Below are 23,673 nucleotides of genomic sequence, written 5' to 3'. Positions count from 1 at the left end.
AGATATGATAAGGGATTTTTCCATTTGCGTCAATGCACGGAAAAAGACTGCTGTTGAAATCGCACAGCAGTCTTTATCCTTTAATAGCCAAGTTTGGGAAGAATATTTTTCGGTTCGTCATAAATCAGCAGATCTGCTTTTTCATCCAGCAGCGTCTCTTCATTGTGAATCAAAACGATCTTGCTTCCCTCAAAGCATTTAATATAGTTATGGAATACTTCCGAACTAAGCGACGTGCCCAGCAGAAGCAGTACATCACTCTTTTCAATCTCTTCCAGTGTTCTGGAAAGCTTTTCGCTGTCAAGCATCTTTCCAAAAAACGACACATCCGGACGGATCACGCCTCCGCACACTTCACAGTACGGAACTTTCTTTGCCTGTCTGATATAATCAACAGAATATGTTTTTCCGCATCTCTGGCAATGATTGTGATAAATACTTCCATGAAGATTGATCACGTTTTTACATCCGCTCCGTTCACTTAACTCATAGATATTGCTTGAAATAATACATTTCAGCTTTCCTGCCCGCTCCATTGCCGCAAGAGCATAGGTAGATGCCGACGGCTCCAGATCTGCAAGAATCTCGTGTTTATAAAAATCGTAAAACATTTCTGTCCGTGTATTAAAAAAGGCGTCCGTGTAAAGGTATTCCGGAGATCGTCCGTACCTTTCCTCAATCCGGTAAGCACGTTCCTGCTCCTTGAGCGGATAAATTCCGCACTCTTCCATCATCCCGGAACCGCATAATGCGACAATATACTGTCCTCTGTCGATAATCTCCCTCAATGTGTCCAGCTTGTTTAACTCCTGCATGGCAATCCTCTCCTTTTGGACTCTGCCCTTTTTCAAGGGCCGAAACCCTTTTTATTTATTATACTATGCAGGTTTTCCGTGTACAAGGGACATCTTTTGTGTTGTGTTATATTTTTTATTTATCCCAGATCCGGTGTATCCATGAGACAGATTGTCTCAACCGCTTTTCCGTCCGTCTCAAACAGAATAATTTCATTGGTTCCTTCTCTCAACAGCGGTCCCGGAATATAAAGACGTCTCTGCGGGCCGGCCTCCCAGAATCTTCCGATATTTTTCCCATTTACAAATACACATCCCTTTCCGAAACCTGTCACATCCAGGAACGTATCAGCAGTTTCCCCGGCCTCAAATGTAAATTTGTAGAATGCAGGCATCCCTTCTTCATAATCTCTTGCGAAATCCACCTTTGAGATGTCCTCAAGTGGAAGCGGATACATATCCCATCCCATATGGAACGTTCCATTGACCAGAACCCCATGGGTAATTCCTTTTTTCTGTAATTCAATTTCCGGTCCGTAATTGACTCTTCCCATATTTTCCATCAGAATATCAAGATTTCCCTGTTCATTTTCCAGTTCAAATCCGGTCGTTCTGTCCATCTCATAATCATTACGGATATCTACCTGTTTTCCATCCGCAAAGAGAATTGCACGGTCTGCTCCGCCACGGATTTCGCAGGAACGAATCTCTTTTCCTCTGGTAATTGTACTTCTGTAGAGAACATAGCCATAATTTTGTCCAAGTTCCTCCATGGACAACGGCATGGCCTCTCTGACCGGGGTGCTTAATGTATCCAGCGTATCAAAAAGTCCTGCTTTTTCCTGTACCTGCAATGTTCCATATGATTTTCTTGTAATTGGAGTTGTAAACTCCACTTCCGGAATCTCACGGAATTTGGAAATCACTTTCTGGAATTCCAGATACTTCTCTGTAATCTGGCCATCCTCGCTTAATGGAGCATCGTAATCGTAGGATGTCACATCCGGAAGAAGCTTTCCATCATAATTAGAACCATTCATAAAACCAAAGTTTGTTCCACCATGGAACATGTAGAAGTTCACATGTCCCCGATTCAGCATATCCTCCAGAGACTTTCTATGATCTTCAAGACCTACAACTCTATGTTCTCCCTGTCCCCAGTGATCGAACCAACCATCCCAGAATTCCATACACATCAGCGGCTGATTACCGATTACACTTTCTAACTCGTCAAATCTTTCCGATCCTCTGGAACCGAAATTTGCAGTCTGCCAGACATCTTCAACGCCTCCGTCAGCCAGCATATGATCATCTGTACCGTCCGAAGTCACAAATGGTACTTCAATGCCTCGTTCTACCATCATTGTTTTCAATGCATTCAGATATTCTTTATCATTTCCATAAGAACCATATTCATTCTCGATCTGAAGCATCAGTACCGGACCGCCCTTTGTGAACTGATACGGCACAAGCAGCGGAATCAGTTTGTCATAATAACGCTCTACGCAGTCCAGATACACTTTGTTATTGCAGCGAAGCCGGATTCCCGGTTTCGTCAAAAGCCATGCCGGAAATCCGCCGAACTCCCACTCTGCGCAGATATACGGAGACGGTCTTAAAATTACATATAAACCAAGTTCCTGAGCCAGCTCTATAAATCTGCAAAGATCATATTCTCCTTCAAAATGGAACTCTCCTTCATTCGGCTCATGAACATTCCATGCTACGTAGGTTTCCACCGTATTACAGCCCATGGCCTTTAATTTTTCCAAACGGTCTCTCCAGTATTCCGGAACTACCCGGAAATAATGGATACTTCCTGAAATGATCTGCAGTTTTTCTCCGTTTACATAAATCTCATCTTTTATTTCTATTCTGTTCTCCATTTTTAATCTCCTGCTTAAATTTGTTTCCGGGTTTCTCTTTATGAAAAGAAAGAAGCATCCCCGTTTGATGCTTCTTTCTTTTTCCCTTTTATCCTCTCTGTCACTATGCCATATATTCTTCCAGAAGTGTCATGTCGACCGAATCACTGTCATGAATGATCAGCTTGACAGATTTGGATAAATCCATACTAAGGATCCCCAAAAAGGATTTCGCATCAATCGTGGCTCTCCCCTGAACCAGATCGAAATCCCCCTCCAGTTTTCTCAGAACTCCATTCAGTCCTTTTGCTTTCTCCACTGAACCAATATTCACATATACCTCTCTCATTGTTTTCTCCTGCCTTATGTGCATATTTTTCTTATCAGACAGCTCCTTATTATACTCGTTTTTCCACGATTTTGAAAGCCTTTTTTTGAAAAATTCACATTTGATTTTTCTCAGGAAAGCCAGGCTTTTTTCAGGATTTCCACTGCTTCTTTAATCTGGTCTTCTTCCATATTGGCATAACCGAGAAGCACAGAAGCCTGGTTTTTTCTGGTCCCCTGTGTATCGTAGGAGGAAAGACCGTAGACCGCCACTTTTTCCTCCCTTGCAAGCCGGATCAGTTCCTCTTCCGACCGTCCGTCCTCAAATGTCAAAAGCAGGTGGACACCGGCATGTTCTCCGGAAATCCTGCATTTTCCTGCAAATGGTTTCAGACAGTTCAGGAAGGTATCGTGCCTTCCTTTATAAAGTGCCCGCATCCGGTTGAGGTGACGCTCGTAATGACCGTCTTCGATAAACTTCTGCAGAATCATCTGATCCACTCTGGATACGGTCGGATTGATAAACCGGCAAGCCGCCTGATAAACTTTCATCAGGCTTTCCGGAAGTACCATGTAACTCATACGGATAGCCGGAGCGATGGATTTGGAAAAAGTGCCGAGATAGATCACCTTCTCCGACGCATCGTAACCTTTCAGCGCCGGGATCGGTTTTCCTTTATAACGGAATTCACTGTCGTAATCATCCTCGATCAGATAACGCCCTTCTTTTTCATCTGCCCATGCCAGGAGCTCCATTCTCCGCCTGATCGGCATAACAATTCCAAGGGGATACTGGTGGGACGGCATGACATAGGCAATATCCGCATCCGTCTCCTGAAGGATACTGGCTTCCATTCCGTATTTGTCCATATCCACGGTACATACCGGATATCCGAGCCGCTCAAACATCCGGTATGCCTGTCGGTAAGTCGGATTTTCGAACGCCACTTTATGATTATGTCCAAGAATCGTATGGAGCAGAAGAAGCATATAGTCGTTCCCTGCCCCGATGATGATCTGTTCCGGCGTACAGTTGACCCCCCGCGCCTGGTAAAGATAGGAGGCGACGACTCTTCTCAGTCCATATTCCCCCTGCGGATCTCCCATCCGGAACAGCTCGGACTTATCCTCCCCCAGCACATCTTTCGAGAGCTTTCTCCACACCTGATACGGGAAACGCTTCAGATCTACCCCGTGCGGAGAAAAGTCATACAGGATATCTTTTTTCTTCTCCTGCTGTCCTCCGGCAACTGTCTTTTTCGGTTTTAGCCGGTACAGTTCCTTAACATCCAGCACAAATGTCCCTTTGTACGGTACCGATTCGATATAACCTTCCGATACAAGCTGTTCATAGGCAAGTTCCACCGTACTTCTGCTGACTTCCAGATAGCCGGCCAGAGAACGGGTAGAAGGGAGTTTTTCCCCTGCGGAAATCCTCCCTTTCTGTATGTCATTTTTGATATACTGATAAATCTGTTCATAAAGAGGAACCGCACTGTGCGGTTCCAGATTCATTGTCAATTCATTCATTTTTATTTTTTCGGAAGTTTAAAGGAGCTCTTGAGTGATACGATTCTGTTAAATACCAGTGCATCCGGTCTGGAATCTTTGGAATCCACACAGAAGTATCCCTGGCGTACGAACTGGAAGCTGTCGTATGCCTTTGCATCCTGGAAATTCGGCTCTACATAGCACTCTCTTACTTCCAGAGAATTCGGATTCAGGTTCAAAGACCCGTCCTCCTTATTGTATACGCCTTTCTCCTCATCAATCAGGTTTTCATAAAGACGTACGGTTGCTTTCACTGCTGTCGGCGCTGCCACCCAGTGAATCGTTCCTTTGACTTTCCGGCCGGTAAATCCGGTGCCGCATTTTGTCTCCGGATCATAGGTGCAGTGTACGACTGTCACATTACCGTTTTCATCCTTTTCGCATCCGGTACATTTTACAAAATACGCATTCATCAGGCGCACTTCGTTGCCCGGGAACAGACGGAAGTATTTCTTCGGAGGCTCTTCCATGAAATCTTCTCTCTCGATATAAAGCTCTCTGCCAAACGGTACCATACGTTTTCCAAGTGCTTCATTTTCCAGATTGTTATCTGCCTCGAGATATTCCACTTCTCCTTCCGGATAGTTGTCAATCACAAGTTTGATCGGATCCAGTACTGCCATCATTCTTGGGCGTTTCAGCTTCAGATCCTCACGGATGCAGTACTCAAGCATCGCGTAGTCTACAGAACTCTGTGCTTTGGAAACCCCGCACAGCTCTACAAACATCCGGATGGATTCCGGCGTAAATCCTCTTCTTCTGAGGGCAGCGATTGACACCAGTCTCGGGTCATCCCAGCCATCGACGATCTTTTCTTCTACCAGCTTTTTAATGTAACGCTTTCCGGTCACGACATTGGTCAGATAAAGCTTTGCAAACTCAATCTGTCTCGGGCCGTGATCAAACTCGCACTCTCTGACTACCCAGTCATAAAGCGGGCGGTGATCCTCAAACTCCAGTGTACAGATGGAATGTGTGATCTTCTCAACCGCATCCTCAATCGGGTGCGCGAAATCGTACATCGGATAGATGCACCATTTATCTCCTGTATTGTGGTGAGTCATATGCGCCACACGGTACAGGATCGGATCTCTCATATTGATATTCGGGGATGCCATGTCTATCCTGGCACGGAGTACCTTTTCTCCATCCTTGTAAACGCCGTTCTTCATATTTTCAAATAATTCCAGGTTTTCTTCCACGGAACGGTTCCGGTACGGACTCTCCTTACCAGGCTCCGTCAAAGTTCCTCTGTATTCTCTGATCTCATCCGGAGTCAGATCACAGACATATGCTTTTCCCTTTTTAATCAGCTTTACCGCACACTCATACATCACATCAAAATAATCGGATGCAAAGTAGAGATGATCGCCCCAGTCCGCGCCGAGCCACTGGATATCTTCCTTAATAGAATCTACGAACTCCATACGCTCTTTTGTCGGGTTCGTATCATCAAAACGCATGTGGAATTCCCCATTGTATTTCTGTGCGAGACCATAATTCAGAAGGATTGACTTTGCATGTCCGATATGCAGATATCCATTCGGCTCCGGTGGAAACCGTGTGCAGACATGATCATACACTCCTTCCCTCAAATCTTTTTCTATTTCCTGCTCAATAAAATTCCTGGATTCAGTTGCTGTTGTCTCCATAAAGCCCTCCTCATAGGTTTGGTTTTATTCATAACTTTTATGTTACCATAAAACACCTGCAACCACAAGCCAAAACCGCAAACGAGCGGCATCAAACTATTCCGGATAGACTGCGTATTTCATCACACCGTCTTCATGGTTTTCGAAGATCCGGTATGCCTTTTCGATCTCGGAAAGTGTGCATGTGTGGGTAATCAAAGGTCTGGCATCCAGTCTGCCCTCCCGGATCAGTTCCAGAATCTCTTTGCATTTGCATGCGTCTACCCCTCCGGATTTCCAGATCAGATTTTTCCCGTACATATCCGGGAGCGGAAGTGTCTGTGGTTCTTCGTACATGGCTTCCAGCCCGATCACTGCATTGGGACGTGCCAGTCTCCATGCCATCTCAAAGGTGTTGGTGCCTCCTGCCGCCTCTACGACAGCATCAGCCCCGCGTCCGTCTGTCAGTGCCCGGATCTCCCATTCCAGAAGATCCATATCGTCCGGTGTAAATGTCAGATCCGCCATCTTGTATTTTTCCGCGAAGGCAAGGCGTTCTTTCATACAGTCAATGGCAATAATCTGTTTGGGCTCATACAGTCTTGCGCAGAGCATCGTGCAAAGTCCCGCAGGTCCTGCCCCGATAACCACGACCGTATCTTCTTTCCGGATCTCCACCATCTGTGCCGCCCAGTATCCGGTGGAAAGAAGATCCCCGGTGAACAGCGCCTCCTCGTCAGACACTTCATCCGGTATCCTGATAAGTCCCTGATCTGCAAATGGAATCCTTGCGTACTCCGCCTGTCCTCCGTCGATCCGGCATCCAAGCGACCATCCACCCTCTGGATCAGTACAGTTATTCACATATCCTCTTTTGCAGAAAAAGCATTCTCCGCAGAATGTCTCTACATTGACCGCCACCCGGTCTCCAACGGAAACGCTTCTGACTGCAGGTCCGGTCTCCTCCACAATGCCGACAAATTCATGTCCCAGAGTCACACCCGGCACCGCTTTTGGAACCGCACCATGCAGGATGTGAATATCACTGGAACAGATCGTTGAAAGGGTCACCCGGATGACAGCATCCGTTGGCTTCTGGATGACCGGGCGCGGCTTCTGAAGAAGCGCGGCTCTTCCCTCTCCCTGATAAACCATTGCTTTCAACGTAAACGCCTCCTTTTCCCTGATACTATATTATTCACTGATTCTAATTATATCATTTCTCCGGAAGAGTCTCAAATCTCCCTTGCTTTTTTTCGGTTCCTTCTTTATACTGAGAATATCTATTCAGGACTTCTTTTTTCTGTTGTCCTACCGGGAAACTATAATTTCCCGCAGAAAATCCCGGCCCTTCGGCCAAATTTATCACGTTTCACATAACCAACAGGAATATTAGGGAAAACGAAGAGAATCGCTTGATTTTCATTGTATTTTTTTGCATTCATTGATAAAATCAGTTTAAGAAGCAGTCTGTCCGTTTTTTCTGTATTCCACTCAAGAAAGGAGACATTTATGACAGAAATTACGCAAAAGAACAATGGCAGTTCGACAGACATGCAAAAAGAGCAAAACATCAATTTCTCAGATACACAAATTACCAATAAAAAGGTGAAAGATAGTGGTGCAAAACTGATTTTCGGCAATCCCATTTTATGTGCACAATTTTTGCGGGGATATACGAATATTGAACTTCTAAAAGACGTTCAGCCGGAAGATATTACAGATATTTCCGAGCGTTTTATTTCTATGTGGCATGAAGAGCGAGATTCTGATTCAATTAAAGAAATCCATTTGAAAGATTGTCCGGAATCCGAGTCTATTTTTTTAATTACACTGATTGAGCATCAGTCCAAAGTAGATCACGAGATGAACTGTCCTTGGTAATGCTGATTGATAAATTAAGAAGTGCAGCTGATTTCCGGCAATTACAGGAAGTGCCAGATGGTTATTTGGAAGAGATTAGCCGTAATTCTCCTGACTCGCTTTTACAGTTGATTGCTAAAATTATCTCTGTCCTTCTACACCGTCTTAATGTTCCGAAAGAAGAAATTGTTGCTTTTGCAGATCAGATCGAACGGAGGGATTTTGCAATGCTGTTTGAAAATTTTGAAGCTTATGACGTTCAGGAAACACGGCGTATCAGCAAAAATGAGGGAATATGTTTAGGAAAAGCTCAAATTGTTCTTTCATTTCTGGCAGATCTTGGGGATGTCACTGAGCCTCTGAAAGAGCGGATTCTTTCTGAAAAAGACCCTGAGCTTTTAACCGTCTGGAGCAAAGTTGCTGCCAAAGCGGCTTCTATCGATGAGTTTATTTCTCAATGTATTCCAAATATAAATGAATAGTTTACGTGTGCGGACATGAAAATGAAAAAACTCCTGATTTCTCAGGAGTTTTTTAAGCTGCCTAGCGGACTTGAACCGCCGACCTCCGCCTTACCAAGGCGACGCTCTACCGACTGAGCCAAGGCAGCATATTTAACACGCTCATTTACTATATCGTAAATTATCAGAAATGTCAAGAGGAAATTTTAAACCTTCCGGTACAGCTTCTTTTCGTGCTGTACCGGAAGGTTTTCTGTTTATGACAATTCCAGTTTTCCTGTATAAAGCTGGTAGTATGTCCCTTTCTGTTTGATCAGATCTTCGTGATTGCCCCGTTCGATAATGCGTCCGTGTTCCAGAACCATGATAGCATCGCTGTTCCGGATCGTGGAAAGCCGATGGGCAATGACAAATACCGTACGTCCTTTCATCAGGTTATCCATACCTTTCTGTACGATGCTTTCCGTACGGGTATCAATGCTGGATGTTGCTTCGTCCAGAATCAGTACCGGCGGATTGGATACAGCTGCCCTCGCGATTGCAAGAAGCTGTCTCTGCCCCTGGGAAAGTTCTTCTCCGTCACCGCTTAACATGGTCTGATAACCATTCGGAAGCATATTGATAAACTGATCCGCATGGGCAAGTTTTGCTGCCTCGTATACATCCTCGTCCGTTGCATCCAGTCTTCCGTACCGGATATTTTCCATGATTGTTCCGGTAAACAGATGGGTATCCTGCAATACAATTCCAAGAGAACGTCTCAGATCGTACTTTTTGATCTTGTTGATATTGATGCCATCGTAACGGATCTTACCATCCTGCACATCGTAGAACCGGTTGATCAGGTTTGTGATGGTCGTCTTTCCGGCTCCGGTGGAACCTACAAACGCAATCTTCTGTCCCGGTTTTGCGTAGAGTGTCAGATCGTGGAGCACCATCTTTTCATCCGTATACCCGAATGTCATATCGTAGAACCGTACATCCCCCTTCAGTTCCGTGTAGGTCACGGTACCATCCGCCTGATGCGGATGCTTCCATGCCCACATACCAGTTCTCTCTTTGCACTCGATCATATTGCCGTCTGCATCCTTGCGGACATTGACCAGTGTCACATATCCTTCGTCCACTTCCGGCTCTTCATCCATCATCGCGAAGATCCGCTCCGCGCCGGCAAGCGCCATGACAATGGAGTTAAACTGCTGTGCCACCTGCATGAACGGCTGGGTAAAGCTCTTTGTAAACTGAAGGTAGGAAGCCATAACACCAAGGGTGATGCCACCCACTCCCATGACGGACAGGAATCCTCCAAGTACCGCCGTAAGTACAAACTGCAGGTTTCCAATGTTTCCGATAATCGGTCCCATCATGTTTGCAAAGGTATTTGCGTTTGCAGCACTGTCATAAAGTTTCTCATTCAACTCATCAAACTCTTCTTCCGATACGCGCTCATGGTTGAAAATCTTGATGACACGCTGTCCGTTCATCCTCTCTTCCACAAACCCGGTAATATTTGCGATGGCAATCTGCTGTTTCAGGAAATATTTTCCACTGTTTCCTCCGATCGTCTTTGCGACAAAGATGAGCAGGAAGATCATAATAACAGCCAGAACCGTCAGAATCGGGCTCAGCGCCACCATGGAAATAAACGTAACCACGATGGTAATGGAAGACATCAGCACCTGCGGGATGGACTGGTTAATCATCTGACGCAGGGTATCCGTATCATTGGTGTAAAGACTCATGATGGAGCCGTTGGTATTCTGGTCAAAATAGCGGATCGGAAGTTTCTGCATATGTTCAAACATATCATCTCTGACCTGTTTTAACACACCCTGCCCGATCGTTACCATCAGTCTTGTGTAAACAAATGTAGAAATCACTCCGGCCAGGAAGATGGTTCCAAGTACTCCAAGCGCCATGTAAAGCTCTGAGAAATCCGGCGACTCCTGCCCGATCAGCGGGATAATAAAGTCATCCAGCAGAAATTTCAGTGACAGAGATACCGAAATAGACGCAATGGAACTGATAATGATACAGATAAATACTGCAAAAAACTGTACTTTAAAGCGGCTGGTCACATAGCCGAGCAGTCGTTTTGCCGTCTTTAAGGTCCCTTTGGAAACACGTACCTTTTCGTCATTCTTATTCATCTTCCTCACCTCCCTTTACCTGCGATTCGTAAACTTCCCGATAAATCGCGTTTGTCTTTAAAAGCTCTTCAGATGTGCCGATTCCGTTGATCTTACCATCATCCATGACGATAATCAGGTCTGCATCCTCAACAGAAGAGACTCTCTGCGCGATAATGATCTTTGTTGTGTCCGGAATTTCTTCCCGGAATGCCTTTCGAATCATGGCATCCGTCTTCGTATCCACCGCACTTGTGGAATCGTCCAGGATCAGAATCTTTGGTTTTTTCAGAAGGGCTCTCGCGATACAAAGTCTCTGCTTCTGTCCGCCGGAAACATTGTTTCCTCCCTGAACAATCATTGTATTGTAGCCAGCCGGGAATTCCTGCACAAAGGTGTCTGCCTGGGCAAGCTTACATACTCTCTGCACTTCTTCATCAGATGCGTTTTCATCACCCCAGCGGATATTGTCGTAAATTGTTCCGGTAAAAAGCACATTTTTCTGAAGCACCATGGATACCTGGTCACGCAGTGCTTCCAGGTTGTATTCTCTGACATCAATACCTCCGACTTTAACACATCCCTTTGTCACATCGTAAAGTCTTGGTATCAGCTGCACAAACGTAGATTTGGAACTTCCGGTACCGCCGATAATTCCAATTGTCTGTCCGGATTTGATGTGAATATCGACATCTTTCAGGGAAAGATTTCCACCTTCCCCGGCATAGCTGAAATCCACATGTTCAAAATCGATGGATCCGTCCGGAACGACCTTGACAGCATCCTCTTTATCCTGCATCTCCGGCACTTCATCCAGTACCTCCGCAATACGGTCACTGGAAGCCTCCGCAATCATAATCATAACGAAAACAAAAGATACCATCATCAGGGAAGAAAGAATCTGAAGTGCATAGACAATAACGCTTGTCAGCTCTCCTGTTTCCATCGTTTCAAATACAATATCCTTTCCTCCAATCAGCACCATGCAAAGTACAACCGCATATACAAAAAACTGCATGGTCGGAGAGTTCCAGGCCACGATTTTCTCTGCCTTTGTAAACAGATCGTAGACAGTCTGAGATACTTTATGGAATTTCTTGATTTCGTAGTCTTCTCTTACGTATGCCTTTACCACTCTGGCCGCATTGACATTTTCCTGTACCTCGTTGTTCAGAACATCGTATTCATCAAATACTTTGATAAAATGAGGATGGGCCTTCTTGGCAATGAAAATCAGTGTCCCTCCCAGCAGCGGGATTACAATAAGGAACAGGAGCGCGATTTTTACATTGATCGTCAATGTCATGATCCATGACAGAACGATCATAATCGGTGCTCTTGCAAGCAGACGGATGCTCATCATATACGCCATCTGCACATTGGTAACATCTGTCGTCATACGTGTTACAAGGCTGGATGTGGAAAAGTGGTCAATGTTTTTAAAGGAAAACTCCTGAACCTTGTAAAAAATATCATGCCGCAGGTTTTTCGCATATCCCGCTCCGGCTCTTGCCGCATAGGTACCGGCCTTTACTCCGAACCAGAGAGCAAGCATGGCCATAACGACCAGAAGGACGCCCATCTTAATAATGTAGGGAAGATTGCCGTCCTGAATTCCGATATCGATAATGTTTGCCATCAGAAGCGGGATCAATACTTCCATCAACACTTCCAGAATGACAAAAAACGGTGCGAGAACGGATTCTTTTTTATATTCCCTGATTGATTTAAAAAGCTTTCTGTTCATCTCTACCTCCTGAAGTTATTCATTTGATCTGTTCTTCTTCCGAAAGATTGCAGATCATTTTCCGCAGAACACGAAGACACACTTCCAGGTCCTCTTTCGGAATCCCTCCGGTCAGCTTCTTTTCCATCTCCTGAATATTTACCAGAATATCCATCCTGAGTTTCTCTGCCTTTTCCGTAGGGATAATCTGTTTGAGCCTTGCATCCCTCGCAACACTTTTGCGGTAAATAAATCCGTTTTTTTCCATCAGCTGCAAAATCCCGCTTGCGGTAGATCTTCTGATACGGAACTCCTCTTCGATATCCCGCTGGTACAGATCCCGCTCCATCGTCTCAAACAGAATAAAGGTCAGGACATGCTTCTGCATCGGCGTCAGCCCCATCTCCACTTCCGGCATCGTTCCCCGCCTTTTCAGCTGATGGGACATCATATGGATGATTCTCCCAACGTGATGCTCCCGTGCCTTACGTAACTCTTGGTCCATCGTTTCCACTCCTATGATTTGTTCGTTTCCTAACAGTAGGATTATAAGGTTTTTTTCTTGACCTGTCAACATTTTTCCAATTGTTATTTATATAACAGAAAAACCGCCAAAACACTCGCATTTTTCAATGAATATTTTGGCGGTTTTTACTGTTTTACAATATAATCAGAGCAGGTCCTCTGCTTTTGTTTTAATTCTCTGCAGGGCATTGTCCACCGTCTTCGGCTTCTTTCCCAGAAGCCCTGCAATCGTTTTATAATCGGTTCCAAGCAGATGCAGGTACAACACCCTCTTTTCCAGATCACTCAGACGTCCCTCCAGATCTTTCATGAAAGAATCCTCGGATTCCTTGTGAATCACCAGATCCTCCGGATTATTGTTGGATGAAGTATTCTGGAGACCGATCAGCTCGGATTCCTTTTCCTCGGAAATCTCCTGTTTATCATAGAGAGAAACATAGGAATTCAGCGGCAGATGTTTCTTCCTCCTCGATGCCCGGATCGCTGAATACAGCTGTCTTGTCACACAGATCGTCGCGAAGGTTTCAAAGGAAGCCTCCTGCTTCGGATCGTAATCCTGCACCGCTTTAAACAAACCGATCATTCCCTCCTGAATCAGGTCATCACTGTCCCCGCCCAAAAGGAACATCGCCCGCGCTTTTTTCTTAACCACGGGCTTATACTTTTCCAGAAGGAAATCCATAATCTCGGCTTCTCCGCTTCGAAGGCTCTGAATCAGCTCTTCATCTGTTCTGGTTTCATAATCAGCCATCTTTCTGCCGCTCCTTTACCTTGTCCTCTGGCGAACAATCTCGTAAGCCAGTACGCCGGCCGCCACAGATGCGTTGAGAGAATCAATCTCTCCTTCCATAGGAATTGACGCAGTGAAATCACATGCTTCCTTTACGAGTCTGGAAACTCCCTCTCCTTCGTTCCCGATCACAAGCCCGATCGGCCCTTTGAGATCGACATCGTACATCACATCGCCTCCCATGTCGGCACAGACAAACCAGAGTCCCCGTTCCTTTAATTCTTCCATTGTTTTCACCAGATTGGTCACCTTTGCAACCGGAGTATAGTTTAACGCCCCTGCCGATGTTTTTGCGACTGTCGCGGTCAATCCTGCCGCCCGGCGTTTCGGAATGATCACCCCGTGGGCACCCGCCAGATTGGCCGTCCGGATAATGGCTCCCAGATTGTGCGGATCCTCGATATTATCCAGAAGGATCAGGAACGGATCCTCCCCCTTCTTCTTCGCAAGGTTGAATATATCCTCAATATCCGAGTATTCATACGCGGCTGTTACTGCAATAACGCCCTGATGCTTTTTTGTTTCCGAGAGCTGGTCAAGCCGCTCTTTTGTAACAAAGTTTAAAATCGTATCGTGCTTTTTTGCTTCCCGTACGATGGTCCGCACCGGTCCGTCCTGACATCCGTCCAGAACGTACAGCTTATCCACCGGTTTCCCGGAGCGGAATGCTTCCAGCACCGCATTTCTTCCTTCAATCATCGATTCATTTCTATTCTTCTGGTCTTTCATCCTTCTCCTCTGCTTCCTCCAGCCCGACAAGGCCGGTTTTGATCAGATCAACGATCCGTCTGTAGTTTTTTTTCAGATAAAGATATCCGATCAGCGCTTCAAATCCTGTTGCCCGTCTATAGTCCGTGATGGACTGATTCTTCGCCGGGGAAACGGATTTTGCGTTTCTCCCTCTCCGGTAAACCGCATGTTCCTCTTCCGTCAGATGTTCCTGCATCACCCTCATCATGGCAGACTGTGCAGATGCCTGCACAAGCCTGCTCGTCTCTTTCTGCATAACATTCACCGGGCGGTTTCCCTTTCTGATAATCAGCGATTTGATCACCAGGTCATAGACACAGTCCCCGATAAAGGCAAGGGACAAAGGGGAATAACTTCTGATATCATGTTCCTCTGTCTGAAAGACTTCACACAGATACGAATCCAGTTCCATCGTTATACTCTCTTCCATTGTACTCCTTCTCTTGTGTCCTTTAAGACAATTCCTTTTTCCAGAAGCTCATCCCTGATCTCATCAGCACGTTTGAAATTCTTTTCCTTCCTTGCCTTTGTTCTCTCCTCGATCAGAGCCTCGATGTCCGCATCCAGCATTTCCTCTTCTTTGTCCACAATCAGTCCGAGGATATCGCAAAGACGCACAATCAGATCAAAAAGTGCCTTTGCGTACTCTTTGGAGCTTTCTCCGTCTGCTGTTGTGTTGGCAAATTTTACAAGTTCAAAGATAGCAGTGATGGCATCGGCTGTATTGAAGTCATCTTCCATAGCGTCTTCAAATTCTTTGATGAACTCTGCAGTCTTTGCCGCGTTTTCTTTCTCTACATCTGTCATCTGCTCTGTCTGTGCTGTTTCCATCAGGTGTTTCAGCTGGTCTGCAGCATTGGTAATACGCTCCAGACTGTTCTTTGCTGCTTCCATCAGCTCCGCGCTGAAATTCAGCGGGCTTCTGTAATGCGCGCTCAGCATAAAGAACCGGAATACCTGCAGGTCATATTTCTCCCCGATCTCCCGTACAGTGCGGAAGTTTCCGAGAGATTTTGACATCTTCTTATTATCAATATTTAAAAATCCATTGTGCATCCAGTAACGCGCAAATTCCTTGCCGTTGCATGCCTCGGACTGTGCTATCTCATTTTCATGATGCGGGAAAATAAGATCTTCGCCGCCAGCATGAATGTCAATCTGCTCGCCCAGATATTTTCTGGACATTTCCGAGCATTCGATGTGCCATCCCGGACGTCCTTTGCTCCACGGTGCATCCCAGAACGGCTCGCCGTCTTTTTTCGGCTTCCAGAGTACGAAATCCAGAGGATCTTCCTTTTCGTCCTGGCCGGATACGAGAAGCTCTCTTCCGCCGGACTGCAGGTCATCCAGATTTTTATGGGACAGCTTTCCATAGTCTTTGAAACTTCTTGTACGGAAGTAAACGGTTCCGTTCTTCTCATAGGCATTCCCCTTTTCAATCAGTTCCCGGATCATCTCGATCATTCCGCCGATCTCCTGGGTCGCCAGCGGATTTGCGGTAGCCGGCTTGATGTTGAGGTCTTCCATATCCTTTTTGCACTCCGCAATATAGCGTGCCGCGATCTCATCTGCCGTCACGCCCTCTTCCAGTGCTTTTTTAATGATCTTATCATCTACGTCTGTAAAGTTGGAAACAAAATTCACTTCATATCCTTTGTATTCAAAATAGCGGCGTACCGTATCAAAGACAATCATCGGTCTTGCATTTCCAATATGAATAAAATTATAAACGGTCGGGCCGCATACATACATCTTTACCTTTCCCTCTTCCAGAGGCACGAATTCTTCCTTTTTTCGTGTCATCGTATTGTACAGTTTCATCTGTCATTCTCCTCCTTTTCTTTTTTTTGCAGAGTCTTACGGAGCATTTCTATCGCACAGGAAAATTTTTCCGGCACATAAAAAGAAAAACTTCGTCCCTGATAACATCCAAGAGACGAAGTTGATCCGCGGTTCCACTCTATTAAAAAGGGCAGATGCCCTTTCCACTCATCTGTGCAGGTAACGACTGCCTACGTGATCTGCTACTTTTCCTTCGCAGACCCGGCTCCCGGACGCACTTCACATATCCGTTCTTTCGGAGGGCTCTCAGCCGGCGGCCTTCCTTCTCTGTAAAGTATGCATATGCTACTCTTTCCGTTCTCTGCCTTTTTCTATCCTTCTGTTGTTATAGTGTATGGGATAACTCTCATTTTGTCAACTCCCATTTCTATACAATCTCATTCAAAAATACCGGTGGTGCGGGTTGGGTGCCCTTCAGAAGCACTCGCATCTGCGGGCCCATGTTTTCATAGACTTCCCGCTCCTCTTTGCGCTCTGACCGGTAGCCAAACAATACCGTCACAAGTTCCCCCGGAGAAACCGTTTCCGCCTCTTTGGAGGCTTTGGTTTTCCGGACAGATAAAGTCTGTCCCTCCTGTCCCCGGATCTCCCAGTATCCGGTATTTTCCGGAATCAGTCCATCTTCTATATGAAGCCGGATCTCAAAATTGCTCCGGGCAAGGAACCGTTCCAGAAAGTGCTGAAGATGGACGATCCGGACCATGATCACCGGAACTTCCTTTTCTTCGGCTCCTTCCAGTTCTTCTTTAAGCCATGCCGCATCCTCCGGGCGGGCCCCTGAAATCTGGACGGTTTTTACCGGTTCCTCATTCAGAAACGCGAGGATCTGCTCCCAGTCTTCTTTTTTCTGGAACAGCGGCTCCCGAAGCTCTGCCTTTCCTTCATAACATCCATAAACGACAAATCCGGTCGGTTTTCCGTCCTTTTCCGTAAGCAGGATTCCTCCGCCTTCGCTCTGCTGTTCTTTTAAGATCGTCCTATAGTAACGTTCTGTCCGGACAGCGCGGATGAAAGGCATCTGTCCCAGTAGCTCTTCTGCAAGGCAGGCAAGTGCCCGGCAGTCCGATTCCCCGGCGTATCGCACCTGGCATCCTGCCAAAGTCCCGTCTTGTCCTTTTTCTCCGGATGGTTTCCCCTCTATCCGGAGCTGACGATAGACAAACCGGAATCCGTGCGGATAATAAATTTCCTCCGCGGCCGGCATCAGATAGGTAAACGGCTCTCCTGCCTGATACATGTCTTTGGCAGACTTTTCCAAAAGCCGCGTCATATAACCCCGTCCCCGATATTCCATCTTTGTCGCCACCGCTATAATATAGTGAAGCAGGCATGTTTCCCCCAAAAACTGCACCGGATATGGATTAAGCTGCAGCATGGAGACCGGCCCGTCCTCTTCTTCTATGATATAGATGGAATTCTCCGCCGTTTTCACCTGATAATAATAATCAAGAAACGCCTCGTCGTCCTCCGTAAAAATCTCTTCCCAGAGCGATCGGGTCATTCTGTGCTCCTCTTGTTTCAGCTTTCTTATTTTCATTCCATCACCCGGTCATCCGACACACCGTGACATCCAGGGCATCCCCGGCATCCGCCTTCCTGCCACGTCACGTCATAGCTGAAATTCGTTGCCTTTTCAATGCAGCAGACTGCCTGGGCGGAAATTCCCTCTCCGCTTCCGGTAAATCCAAGACCTTCTTCCGTGGTTGCCTTGATGTTGACCTGATCCACATCAATGGCAAGCGTCCTTGCAATATTTTCCCGCATGGCATCAATATGCGGACGCATCTTTGGCCGCTGCGCAATGATTGTCGCATCGATATTTTCAATCACATATAAGTGTTCATCAAGAAGCTCTCCAACCTGTTCCAGAAGTTTCAGGCTGGATGCTCCTTTGTATGTTTCGTCTGTATCCGGAAAGTGAAGACCGATATCTCCAAGGGCCGCGGCGCCGAGAAGCGCATCCATGACCGCATGCAAAAGCACGTCCGCGTCCGAATGACCCAAAAGCCCCTTTTCATATGGAATCTTCACCCCTCCGATAATCAAGTCTCTTCCTTCTGTCAATTTATGGACATCATATCCCATTCCTACTCTCAATAAGACTCCTCCTTTACTTTTCACGTTCATCTGTCATGTATTGTACTCTTTTCCATCTTATTTTAACATATTCTTCCCAAAAACTACTGATTTTTCAGGAACATTATTTAACGCGGAACATTTTCGGGGCATAGCGGTACACCAGAATGAGCGCCGCCACAATATAGGCAAGTGTCACAACCAGCACACCTGCGGTAAACGGAAGATTTCCTGTGAGAGTACCGTTTGCCTGAAGCTCATAACACAGAAAACAAATCAGATAGACCGCCATATTAATTGCCTGAAAAAACGGATTTTTTACATTCATCTCTTCAGAATACGGCTGGAATACGTAGTACAAAAACAGGTGATGCACGGTAAAGAACACAGAAAGCATCAGTACTGCCGCACAAAACAAAAACATGTTCTGTCCAAAATTCCAGATACCGCAGATTCCACGAAATCCTGCCACCGCTGCACAGATTGCAGCTCCGATCACCAGATTATACCCCGCGATTTTTACCAGACGGATCCGGAAATTGGATAGAAGCGTCTTTGGATTCCGGTAGAAACCGAATTTCAGCATACTTTTATCGCAATTATAAAACATTGCCTTGCAGGCCTTGTCAGCCACCGTCATCATATACATAACAAAAACGAAAATCGGAAGGAAATCCGGAAGGTTTTCTGCTCCCAGATACGCTACTTCCGGCATTCCCACTCTGAACATCACACCTGCGATAAAAAAGCCCACGACTGCCGCCAGACGATAGTACACCGGTCTTAGAATCTGCCTCCTGTGCCTCAGGAAAAACAAAGCATTAAAGTATTCATAGCCGTGAAGCTTTTCCACTTCCGCCATCTTTCTGTTGTCTGCATGCAGATCCTGCTCCCGAATTCCCACAGACTTCTCATTTGCCGCCTGGGTGGATTGATTGACAATGGAAGAAAACAGCCATTGCTCTTCTACCGTCCTGTGGAGTTTCCGGCGGTAACAACGGTATCCTGACAGAATATACCACGCCGAAATCACACCCACAATACAAATCAGAACAAGTAAAACAGGATGAAACAGTCTCTCTGCAGTCAAAAATGGTCCCCACGGCACGAACACAGTATATGCACCGGCAACGGACAGAAAAATAATTGTCCATACCCATCCGGTTTTTCTGGAGAACACAATCCCTTTCCGGTCATACAGCCATACCTGAAACGCCTCGCCCGCAGCACGCATCATCACAATGACAATCCAGAGACATATACCGTCTGCAATACTTCCTCCCGTAAACCAGGAAGCTGTCATGATGCAAATCAGAAAATACAATGCGAACGGGATATAACAGTAAAGAAGATATACCTTTGTATACTTTTCCACATCCATTTTCATGTACCGTATCGCGGTAAATTTCTCTTTCGTTACTTTAAAGACCACACTATCCTGAAGCGGTCCCATGATACAGGACAAAAAGAACAGGATCTGAACCAGACTGTCAAATCTCACTCCACTTTCCGCCGTACCAGCAAAAAGTGCCGGAAGGACAGCAAAAAGAAATATGTAAAGCGCCTTCCCCGCCAGACTGAAAACCTGACCAAGAATTGTAAACAACACCGCAAGCACCATCTTCAATTCCCGATTCCCATACACACTGTCCGGAACATGCTTCCCGATCACCCACAGTCTCTTCAGATAATACAGGAACGTATTCGTCACAATTGTTGCTTTTAACATAATAATCTGCTGTAATGTTCTAACCATGGCTTTCCTCATCCTTCAATAATTCAATGATCTGTTCTTCAAAATCCTTCTGCTTCAACATCTCATGGTCGATCTGCCTGAGTCTCCCGTCACTTAAAATGACGATCTCATCACAAAGATCCGTCGCAAGCTGCAGAATATGCGTAGAGAAAATGATCACATGATCCTTCTGCATACTGCGCAGAAGACGCTTCATCTCCAGCGCAACAACTACATCCAGTGAAGTCAGCGGCTCATCCAGAAGAATCACCGGCGGCCTTGAGATCATAAAACAAATCATCTGAAGCTTATTCTTCATTCCATGAGAATATCCCTTGATCAGCTTCTTCCTGTCCTCCTGGTCAATCTGCACCAGATCAAAATACGCTTCCGCACTCGTCCCCGGCTCAATCCTGTCCCTGTTAATATCCATAAAAAACCGTACAAACTCTTCACCCGTCAAAAAATCCGGAAGCACCGGCACCGAAAACACATATCCAATCTCATCCGGCATTATCTCCCGCTCGTTCTCTCCGTCCCAGAGCATAGCAGCCCCTGAATCCGGCTGAATCTCATCGCTCAGGCAATTAAACAACGTCGTCTTACCAGCTCCATTACGCCCAAGAAGCCCATAAATCTTTCCCTTTTCAAACACAAAGGAACAATCATGCAAAACCACCTTGCTGCCAAAAGATTTCTTCACATTATTTAAACGTAATTCCATATCCTTCCCCTTTTCGTTCGATTTTTTCAATATTATATCTAAAAAGTCTGCCAGATACAACGTAAAAAACCATATTCCAGAAATATTAAGAATTATTTAGAATTATTGCCAAATTATCGGGGACGTGTTCCGGTGTATCGGAACCTGTCCCCGATGGAAAAAATCTGACAATTTGAGTTTTGCCTTATTTTATGCGGGTTTCGGGGGTTTTTTTGTCATTTACGTCGTGTACCTGTGTATCGGAACACGTCCCCGCCGAAAGTAAAACACAACAAAAAAAAGAGACTTTCGTCTCTTTTTTTGTACTTATGAATTTGTAGTAGCGGGAACTGGATTCGAACCAGCGACACTACGGGTATGAACCGTATGCTCTAGCCAACTGAGCTATCCCGCCATATGTTTTGTAATTGTCATAAGAAATGGGACCTATAGGGCTCGAACCTATGACCCTCTGCTTGTAAGGCAGATGCTCTCCCAGCTGAGCTAAGATCCCATATGAATAGCGGGAACTGGATTCGAACCAGCGACACTACGGGTATGAACCGTATGCTCTAGCCAACTGAGCTATCCCGCCATATGTTCGTAATTTCTTACGAAATGGGACCTATAGGGCTCGAACCTATGACCCTCTGCTTGTAAGGCAGATGCTCTCCCAGCTGAGCTAAGATCCCATATATCGCGGGTCGCTTTCGCAACCCGCTTGATTATTATACTATTAACATCTGATAAATGTCAACACTTTTTTTATCTTTTTTGACATAGATTTTTTCACTTTTTTTGATGGTCTTTGCGGCTTTTTCCGTTTCAGACTGTTATAGCAGGATCTCAATGAATCTGCGTCTTTATCTTGCGGAAATTTTTAAACAATTCCCTGAGCTTCCATTGCGGCTGCTACTTTTTCAAATCCGGCAATGTTTGCTCCTACAACATAGTTGCCTTCGCATCCGTATCTCTTTGCTGCGTCTGCTGCGTTGTGGCAGATGTTTACCATGATGTTTTTCAGTTTCGCATCAACTTCTTCAAAAGACCAGCTCAAACGCTCGCTGTTCTGTGACATTTCCAGTGCGGATGTTGCAACACCGCCGGCATTGGATGCTTTTCCAGGTGCAAAGAGTATGCCATTTGCCTGTAAGTATTCTGTTGCTTCCATTGTAGTCGGCATGTTTGCTCCTTCTGCAACTGCGATACATCCGTTTGCCACAAGCTGTTTTGCATCTTCAAGGTGCAGTTCGTTCTGTGTTGCGCAAGGAAGTGCGATGTCACATTTTACGGACCATACACCTGCACCTTCATGGTATTCGGAGTTCGGACGGTATGTCTTGTACTCGGTCAGTCTTGCACGTTTTACTTCTTTGATCTCTTTCACTGCATCCAGATCAATGCCTTCCGGATCGTAGATCCATCCGGTAGAATCGCTCATGGTCACGACTTTTGCACCCATCTGTACTGCTTTTTCTGCTGCATAGATCGCAACATTTCCTGCTCCGGAGATGGCAATGACTTTATCTTTCATGTCTTTGCCTGCAAGTTTTAACATTTCTTCCGTGAAGTAAAGCAGTCCGTATCCTGTTGCTTCTGTACGAACAAGGGATCCTCCATAAGTCAGACCCTTTCCTGTGAGCACGCCTTCAAATACGCCGCGGATTCTCTTGTACTGTCCGAACATGTAGCCGATCTCTCTTGCCCCTGTTCCGATGTCTCCGGCCGGCACGTCTGTGTCTGCTCCAATGTATTTGCACAGCTCTGTCATGAAGCTCTGACAGAATGCCATGATCTCTCTGTCGGATTTTCCTTTTGGATCAAAGTCAGATCCGCCTTTTCCTCCGCCGATTGGAAGACCTGTCAGGGAGTTTTTGAAAATCTGCTCAAATCCAAGGAATTTAATAATGCTTAAATTTACAGACGGATGGAGTCTGAGTCCTCCTTTGTATGGTCCGATTGCGCTGTTGAACTGTACCCGGTATGCCTTATTGACATGTACCTGTCCGTTGTCGTCTACCCACGGCACACGGAAGAGCAGCTGTCTTTCTGGCTCTGTCAGTCTTTCCAGAAGCGCTTCTTTTCTGTATTTATCTTCATTTGCCTCAATCACGACACGGAGAGATTCCAGAACTTCTTTGACAGCCTGGTGAAATTCCGGTTCGTTTGGGTTTTTCTTTACTACAAGGTCAATCACTTCATCTACGTATGACATAACATCTTCCTCCTACTTCTTTTCCTAAAAAAGTCTGCATAAACATACATCGCTTTTCTTCTTTAACACTGTAAAGCATTTTCATGTCATTGTCAAGAATTTTTTACCTTGTCTTTTTGGTTCGCTTTTCCTGATTTTCCATTCCCGCGGCCTTCTCATGGGCAGCTTTTGCCAGTATTCGCAGCTGTTCGGAAAACGGCTCCGGATCGATTTCGCTCTCGGCCAGCAGTTCTCCCCACCATTCCGTCAACTTGTCTTTCAGCTTCAGATACAGTTTTTCTCCGCTTTCTGAAAGCGAAATTTCGTATGTTTTTGCATTTCCCGGACGTTTTTCCCTGATTATATATCCACTTTTCTCGAGGCGGCGCATCTCTCTCGTCGCCATTGCCTGATCCATGGCCATGGAATCGCACATCTCTCTCTGGCTGCACTTTGGATTGGCCCCAATATACATGACAAAATAATAGCTGGAATAGCCGATCCCGTACTGCTCCACCAGATGGTGCAGATACTTCTGTGACTGACGGTTTAGAATAGAAATATATTTTCCGATCTTACTGGACGGCATATCTGTCCCTCCCTTAATAAAACCATTAAGCAATTTTACGCTTACATTATAATCATCGTGTTTTCTTCTGTCAAATACTCAAGGGAAACGGAAAGAGGACAAATCCTGCTCTGATCTGTCCT

21 protein-coding genes, 5 tRNA genes and 1 other annotated feature are annotated in these 23,673 nt (G+C 45.7%); of the genes, 2 read left to right on the top strand and 24 right to left on the bottom strand.

Going from position 1 to position 23,673, the window contains the following annotated elements; translation table 11 throughout:
• Positions 1-80: 80 nt before the first annotated feature.
• The 6 genes from FGQ85_RS05180 to FGQ85_RS05155 form a co-directional block, all read right to left on the bottom strand.
• Entirely contained in the window at positions 81-815 is a 735-nt protein-coding gene (locus FGQ85_RS05180) for a Sir2 family NAD-dependent protein deacetylase (RefSeq protein WP_138372845.1), read from the bottom strand.
• A gap of 119 nt (positions 816-934) precedes the next feature.
• Complete coding sequence (locus FGQ85_RS05175) at positions 935-2,680, bottom strand: beta-galactosidase family protein (RefSeq protein ID WP_138372844.1); 1,746 nt, start codon at positions 2,678-2,680, stop codon at positions 935-937.
• Positions 2,681-2,783: 103 nt separating this feature from the next.
• The gene (locus tag FGQ85_RS05170; RefSeq protein WP_087167349.1) at positions 2,784-3,008 is read right to left on the bottom strand and encodes a hypothetical protein; all 225 of its coding nucleotides are present in this window, start codon (positions 3,006-3,008) and stop codon (positions 2,784-2,786) included.
• Between the two features lie 110 nt (positions 3,009-3,118).
• Positions 3,119-4,516, bottom strand: coding sequence for a PLP-dependent aminotransferase family protein (locus tag FGQ85_RS05165; protein ID WP_118635720.1), 1,398 nt, complete (start codon positions 4,514-4,516; stop codon positions 3,119-3,121).
• A 2-nt stretch (positions 4,517-4,518) separates the two neighbouring features.
• Positions 4,519-6,189, bottom strand: a complete 1,671-nt coding sequence (locus tag FGQ85_RS05160) for a glutamine--tRNA ligase/YqeY domain fusion protein (protein ID WP_087252944.1) — start codon at positions 6,187-6,189, stop codon at positions 4,519-4,521.
• A 96-nt stretch (positions 6,190-6,285) separates the two neighbouring features.
• Positions 6,286-7,323 carry an alcohol dehydrogenase gene (locus FGQ85_RS05155; protein ID WP_138372877.1) on the bottom strand — a complete coding sequence of 346 codons (1,038 nt, stop codon included), beginning with the start codon at positions 7,321-7,323 and terminating at the stop codon, positions 6,286-6,288.
• A gap of 357 nt (positions 7,324-7,680) precedes the next feature.
• Here FGQ85_RS05155 and FGQ85_RS05150 point away from each other — a divergent pair, with 357 nt between their 5' ends.
• Positions 7,681-8,052, top strand: a complete 372-nt coding sequence (locus FGQ85_RS05150; RefSeq protein ID WP_138372843.1) for a hypothetical protein — start codon at positions 7,681-7,683, stop codon at positions 8,050-8,052.
• Positions 8,052-8,513: a hypothetical protein gene (locus tag FGQ85_RS05145; protein ID WP_138372842.1), complete on the top strand. Its 462-nt coding sequence runs from the start codon at positions 8,052-8,054 to the stop codon at positions 8,511-8,513. Before FGQ85_RS05150 ends, FGQ85_RS05145 begins: the two co-directional genes overlap by 1 nt.
• Before the next feature lie 55 nt (positions 8,514-8,568).
• Here FGQ85_RS05145 and FGQ85_RS05140 read toward each other — a convergent pair.
• The 18 genes from FGQ85_RS05140 to FGQ85_RS05055 form a co-directional block, all read right to left on the bottom strand.
• A tRNA-Thr gene (locus tag FGQ85_RS05140) sits at positions 8,569-8,641 on the bottom strand.
• A 108-nt stretch (positions 8,642-8,749) separates the two neighbouring features.
• Positions 8,750-10,642 carry an ABC transporter ATP-binding protein gene (locus FGQ85_RS05135; RefSeq protein WP_087252949.1) on the bottom strand — a complete coding sequence of 631 codons (1,893 nt, stop codon included), beginning with the start codon at positions 10,640-10,642 and terminating at the stop codon, positions 8,750-8,752.
• Positions 10,635-12,368, bottom strand: coding sequence for an ABC transporter ATP-binding protein (locus FGQ85_RS05130; protein ID WP_087252951.1), 1,734 nt, complete (start codon positions 12,366-12,368; stop codon positions 10,635-10,637). The genes FGQ85_RS05135 and FGQ85_RS05130 overlap by 8 nt, the downstream gene beginning before the upstream one ends.
• Positions 12,369-12,387: 19 nt before the next feature.
• Positions 12,388-12,852: a MarR family winged helix-turn-helix transcriptional regulator gene (locus tag FGQ85_RS05125; RefSeq protein ID WP_138372841.1), complete on the bottom strand. Its 465-nt coding sequence runs from the start codon at positions 12,850-12,852 to the stop codon at positions 12,388-12,390.
• A gap of 165 nt (positions 12,853-13,017) precedes the next feature.
• Positions 13,018-13,623, bottom strand: a complete 606-nt coding sequence (locus tag FGQ85_RS05120) for a sigma-70 family RNA polymerase sigma factor (RefSeq protein ID WP_138372840.1) — start codon at positions 13,621-13,623, stop codon at positions 13,018-13,020.
• A 15-nt stretch (positions 13,624-13,638) separates the two neighbouring features.
• Positions 13,639-14,391, bottom strand: coding sequence for a 23S rRNA (guanosine(2251)-2'-O)-methyltransferase RlmB (gene rlmB, locus FGQ85_RS05115; protein WP_138372839.1), 753 nt, complete (start codon positions 14,389-14,391; stop codon positions 13,639-13,641).
• Positions 14,372-14,842 (bottom strand): ribonuclease III domain-containing protein, encoded by a 471-nt coding sequence (locus tag FGQ85_RS05110; RefSeq protein ID WP_087167357.1) that lies wholly within the window; start codon positions 14,840-14,842, stop codon positions 14,372-14,374. The genes rlmB and FGQ85_RS05110 overlap by 20 nt, the downstream gene beginning before the upstream one ends.
• Entirely contained in the window at positions 14,827-16,233 is a 1,407-nt protein-coding gene (gene cysS, locus FGQ85_RS05105) for a cysteine--tRNA ligase (RefSeq protein WP_138372838.1), read from the bottom strand. The genes FGQ85_RS05110 and cysS overlap by 16 nt, the downstream gene beginning before the upstream one ends.
• A gap of 108 nt (positions 16,234-16,341) precedes the next feature.
• Positions 16,342-16,565: a binding site (T-box leader), on the bottom strand.
• A 56-nt stretch (positions 16,566-16,621) separates the two neighbouring features.
• Positions 16,622-17,791, bottom strand: coding sequence for a GNAT family N-acetyltransferase (locus FGQ85_RS05100; RefSeq protein ID WP_138372837.1), 1,170 nt, complete (start codon positions 17,789-17,791; stop codon positions 16,622-16,624).
• Positions 17,788-18,351, bottom strand: a complete 564-nt coding sequence (gene ispF / locus FGQ85_RS05095) for a 2-C-methyl-D-erythritol 2,4-cyclodiphosphate synthase (protein ID WP_087167360.1) — start codon at positions 18,349-18,351, stop codon at positions 17,788-17,790. The genes FGQ85_RS05100 and ispF overlap by 4 nt, the downstream gene beginning before the upstream one ends.
• Before the next feature lie 103 nt (positions 18,352-18,454).
• Positions 18,455-20,086, bottom strand: coding sequence for a hypothetical protein (locus FGQ85_RS05090; protein ID WP_138372836.1), 1,632 nt, complete (start codon positions 20,084-20,086; stop codon positions 18,455-18,457).
• Positions 20,079-20,789, bottom strand: coding sequence for an ABC transporter ATP-binding protein (locus tag FGQ85_RS05085; RefSeq protein WP_087167362.1), 711 nt, complete (start codon positions 20,787-20,789; stop codon positions 20,079-20,081). Before FGQ85_RS05085 ends, FGQ85_RS05090 begins: the two co-directional genes overlap by 8 nt.
• Before the next feature lie 320 nt (positions 20,790-21,109).
• Positions 21,110-21,183: transfer RNA gene (locus FGQ85_RS05080), tRNA-Met, on the bottom strand.
• A gap of 26 nt (positions 21,184-21,209) precedes the next feature.
• Positions 21,210-21,282, bottom strand: a tRNA-Val gene (locus FGQ85_RS05075).
• A gap of 7 nt (positions 21,283-21,289) precedes the next feature.
• Positions 21,290-21,363, bottom strand: a tRNA-Met gene (locus tag FGQ85_RS05070).
• A gap of 24 nt (positions 21,364-21,387) precedes the next feature.
• Positions 21,388-21,460: transfer RNA gene (locus FGQ85_RS05065), tRNA-Val, on the bottom strand.
• A 188-nt stretch (positions 21,461-21,648) separates the two neighbouring features.
• On the bottom strand, positions 21,649-22,983 hold the full coding sequence (gene gdhA / locus FGQ85_RS05060) for an NADP-specific glutamate dehydrogenase (protein WP_138372835.1): 1,335 nt from the start codon (positions 22,981-22,983) through the stop codon (positions 21,649-21,651).
• Positions 22,984-23,086: 103 nt separating this feature from the next.
• Positions 23,087-23,551, bottom strand: a complete 465-nt coding sequence (locus tag FGQ85_RS05055) for a MarR family winged helix-turn-helix transcriptional regulator (protein WP_087167364.1) — start codon at positions 23,549-23,551, stop codon at positions 23,087-23,089.
• Positions 23,552-23,673: the final 122 nt, after the last annotated feature.

The organism is Pseudoflavonifractor sp. BSD2780061688st1 E11 (assembly GCF_005844125.1).
GTDB lineage: Bacteria > Bacillota > Clostridia > Lachnospirales > Lachnospiraceae > Sellimonas > Sellimonas catena.
Note: the sequence above shows the minus strand (reverse complement) of the source record. Positions and strands in the feature narration are given on the sequence as shown.

Coding starts and splice junctions, on each gene's coding strand:
- FGQ85_RS05180 (WP_138372845.1), bottom strand. CDS start 815: ATGCAGGAGTTAAACAAGCTGGACACATTGAGGGAGATTATCGACAGA.
- FGQ85_RS05175 (WP_138372844.1), bottom strand. CDS start 2,680: ATGGAGAACAGAATAGAAATAAAAGATGAGATTTATGTAAACGGAGAA.
- FGQ85_RS05170 (WP_087167349.1), bottom strand. CDS start 3,008: ATGAGAGAGGTATATGTGAATATTGGTTCAGTGGAGAAAGCAAAAGGA.
- FGQ85_RS05165 (WP_118635720.1), bottom strand. CDS start 4,516: ATGAATGAATTGACAATGAATCTGGAACCGCACAGTGCGGTTCCTCTT.
- FGQ85_RS05160 (WP_087252944.1), bottom strand. CDS start 6,189: ATGGAGACAACAGCAACTGAATCCAGGAATTTTATTGAGCAGGAAATA.
- FGQ85_RS05155 (WP_138372877.1), bottom strand. CDS start 7,323: ATGGTTTATCAGGGAGAGGGAAGAGCCGCGCTTCTTCAGAAGCCGCGC.
- FGQ85_RS05150 (WP_138372843.1), top strand. CDS start 7,681: ATGACAGAAATTACGCAAAAGAACAATGGCAGTTCGACAGACATGCAA.
- FGQ85_RS05145 (WP_138372842.1), top strand. CDS start 8,052: ATGCTGATTGATAAATTAAGAAGTGCAGCTGATTTCCGGCAATTACAG.
- FGQ85_RS05135 (WP_087252949.1), bottom strand. CDS start 10,642: ATGAATAAGAATGACGAAAAGGTACGTGTTTCCAAAGGGACCTTAAAG.
- FGQ85_RS05130 (WP_087252951.1), bottom strand. CDS start 12,368: ATGAACAGAAAGCTTTTTAAATCAATCAGGGAATATAAAAAAGAATCC.
- FGQ85_RS05125 (WP_138372841.1), bottom strand. CDS start 12,852: ATGGACCAAGAGTTACGTAAGGCACGGGAGCATCACGTTGGGAGAATC.
- FGQ85_RS05120 (WP_138372840.1), bottom strand. CDS start 13,623: ATGGCTGATTATGAAACCAGAACAGATGAAGAGCTGATTCAGAGCCTT.
- rlmB (WP_138372839.1), bottom strand. CDS start 14,391: ATGAAAGACCAGAAGAATAGAAATGAATCGATGATTGAAGGAAGAAAT.
- FGQ85_RS05110 (WP_087167357.1), bottom strand. CDS start 14,842: ATGGAAGAGAGTATAACGATGGAACTGGATTCGTATCTGTGTGAAGTC.
- cysS (WP_138372838.1), bottom strand. CDS start 16,233: ATGAAACTGTACAATACGATGACACGAAAAAAGGAAGAATTCGTGCCT.
- FGQ85_RS05100 (WP_138372837.1), bottom strand. CDS start 17,791: ATGAAAATAAGAAAGCTGAAACAAGAGGAGCACAGAATGACCCGATCG.
- FGQ85_RS05090 (WP_138372836.1), bottom strand. CDS start 20,086: ATGGTTAGAACATTACAGCAGATTATTATGTTAAAAGCAACAATTGTG.
- FGQ85_RS05085 (WP_087167362.1), bottom strand. CDS start 20,789: ATGGAATTACGTTTAAATAATGTGAAGAAATCTTTTGGCAGCAAGGTG.
- gdhA (WP_138372835.1), bottom strand. CDS start 22,983: ATGTCATACGTAGATGAAGTGATTGACCTTGTAGTAAAGAAAAACCCA.
- FGQ85_RS05055 (WP_087167364.1), bottom strand. CDS start 23,551: ATGCCGTCCAGTAAGATCGGAAAATATATTTCTATTCTAAACCGTCAG.